2 protein-coding genes are annotated in these 2332 nt (G+C 62.9%); one reads left to right on the forward strand and one right to left on the reverse strand.

Annotation, left to right across the window (positions count from 1 at the left end):
* Nucleotides 1–147 precede the first annotated feature (147 nt).
* On the forward strand, nt 148–1218 hold the full coding sequence (locus NW853_RS01685; RefSeq protein ID WP_414347377.1) for an EAL domain-containing protein: 1071 nt from the start codon (nt 148–150) through the stop codon (nt 1216–1218).
* Here the strand turns inward: NW853_RS01685 and NW853_RS01690 are convergent.
* The coding region (locus NW853_RS01690; protein WP_414347380.1) for an MFS transporter at nt 1169–2332 on the reverse strand (1164 nt) is incomplete at its 5' end. The genes NW853_RS01685 and NW853_RS01690 overlap by 50 nt on opposite strands.

Raw genomic sequence — 2332 nt, forward strand, 5'->3', positions numbered from 1 at the left:
TCAAGATCCGGTGCGGGTTTTTGCGCGGCTGCGGGGTATGAAGGATCAGTTTTGACACTTTTCTTTTGATTGACAACTTTTGGCAATTTCTAAGAGAGCTAAGGCATACTGTCGGGGGGACTGCCTCTAGCTACTCCCTGCAGATCTATGTCTTGCCCCGACTGCCCAGCTCTGGCCGCCTTTCTGCAAGAGCCAGGGCGCTTGTTTCTCTGGCTGCCCACTCCTCATACCCACCAGAAGCTCTGGCGGGCTCTGGAGGCCAAGACAGAGGTTCCCGTGCAAGTTTTAGAAGACCTTGGCCTAGTTGTTGCCATTGCCCAGGGAGCCCTTAAGAAGACCCTGGAGACAATGGCTGATATTCTCTCGCAAGAAGAGATACGGGCCAGCCGCGCCCTGTTTTTGGCCGGAGATAGGGATCCCTGCTGGCAAGATTGCGCCCGGGTGGAGTCGCTGCTGCAGTTGTTCCACCGCACCCAAGCTGAGCTTTTGCTGGAAGTGTTGAAGGAAAACCGTCTCACCACCTACTTTCAGCCCATTGTCGGGGGGTGGGATCCCACTTGTGTGGTTGGCCACGAGGCGCTGGTGCGGGGATTGGACAAAGAGGGCAAGGTGATTGGGCCAGGCTTGCTTTTTGCCATGGCCCGTGAAGCCCAGTTGCTCTACCACCTGGACTTGGCCGCCCGCCGCACGGCCATTGCCGCAGCCGCCCAGCACCGCTTACAAGGGGATCTCTTCATTAACTTCAGCCCTACGGCTATCTACGACCCGGCCTTTTGCCTGCGCTCCACCGTCTGGGCCATCAGTCGCGCCGGGATCCCGCCCCAGCGGGTGGTGTTTGAGGTCAACGAATCCGACCGCAGCCCCGATTTGGACCACTTGCAGCGGATTTTGCGCTTCTATCGGCAGGCGGGCTTTCGGGTGGCGCTGGATGACCTGGGCGCCGGCTACGGCTCCCTGAACCTGTTGCACCAGGTGCAGCCGGATCTCATCAAGCTGGATAGGGAGCTCATTCGCGGCGTCGATCGGGATCCCTATAAGGCGGTGATTGCCGAGAAACTGCTGGAGCTGGCTCAAAAGCTGGGGATCACTACCCTGGCGGAAGGGATCGAAACGGCAGGAGAGCTGCAGTGGGTGCGCGACCGCGGCGTAGATCTGGTGCAGGGCTTTTTCATCGCCCGGCCCCAGCCTGTCCCCTTAGGATTAAGACCCAGAGGATAGCTGCCCCCGCGGCTTGAGCGGCTACCGAGAAGATGACCAAAGCGGGGAGAAAGAGATCGTAGAGCACCCCCATCAGGGCGCTGCCCAAAAACCAGGCCAGGCCGTAGATGCTGGTAAACAGCCCAAAGGCAAAGCCCCTCGCCTGGGCGGCCACCATGCCGGCTACTGCTGCCTTCATGACCGATTCCTGGGCGCCCAGGCCAATCCCCCAGAGCAGCATGCCCACCACCGTCAGCCCGTAGCTGCCGGAAAAGGCCAGCGGCGCAAAACCGGCAGACAGGACCACCGCCCCCAACAGGCTCCCCAGCCCCAGGCGGTCAAATAGCCAGCCCCAGCCCAGGGCGGCTAGGGCATCCACCCCCATGGCCAGGGCGTAGAGCAAGGGGATCCCTGCCGCCTCGCCACCTTGCTGCTGCAGGTGCAGGGCAATGAGGGAAAAGTCGGCAAACCCCATGGCCACACAGGCCGCTGCTGTGAGATAGAGCCAAAAGACCCTGGAAAAGCCTTTTGCTGGAGCGGTTTCCGGCTCCGGCTCAAAGTCGCGCGGGGTGGGATACAGCCATTGGGCCAGCCCCAGCACCCCCAGCCCCAGGGCCGCCGGGATCCCCAAGGCCAAGAATGCGCCTTGGAACCCGTAGCCGGCGGCAACCATTCCTGCCACCAGCAGCGGCCCTCCCACCGCCCCAATTTGATCCAAGGTCTCGTGCAGGCCAAACCCAATGCCCTGGCCCACCTGCAGCGCCGCATGGGAGAGCAACAGGTCCCGTGGCGGGGTGCGGATCCCTTTGCCCAGGCGCTCGGCCAGCAAAAGCAAAGCAGCCCCAGGCCAACTGCTCACCCAGGCCAGAGCGGGGATCACCGCCGTGTTGAGGACATAGCCCAGGGTGGTGAGCTGCCACTGCCCTCGACTGCGGTGCACGGGATCCCTACTGAGCCGGTCGCTCCAGTAGCCCACGCCCAGGCGCAGCCCATAGGCCAGCAGCTCCCCCCCGCCGGCCACCAGGCCCACCACCGTGCCACTGGCCCCCAGGGATCCCAAAAAAGCTCCGGAGATGCTGCGGGCCCCCTCGTAGGTGGCGTCGGCGCAGAGGCTGACGATCCCCAGCAAAACAAT

It is taken from the genome of Synechococcus sp. H55.11 (assembly GCF_047462475.1).
Lineage (GTDB): Bacteria > Cyanobacteriota > Cyanobacteriia > Thermostichales > Thermostichaceae > Thermostichus.

Bases quoted from the DNA above. Each gene is read 5' to 3' on its own strand.
- NW853_RS01685 (WP_414347377.1), top strand. From the start codon at position 148: ATGTCTTGCCCCGACTGCCCAGCTCTGGCCGCCTTTCTGCAAGAGCCA.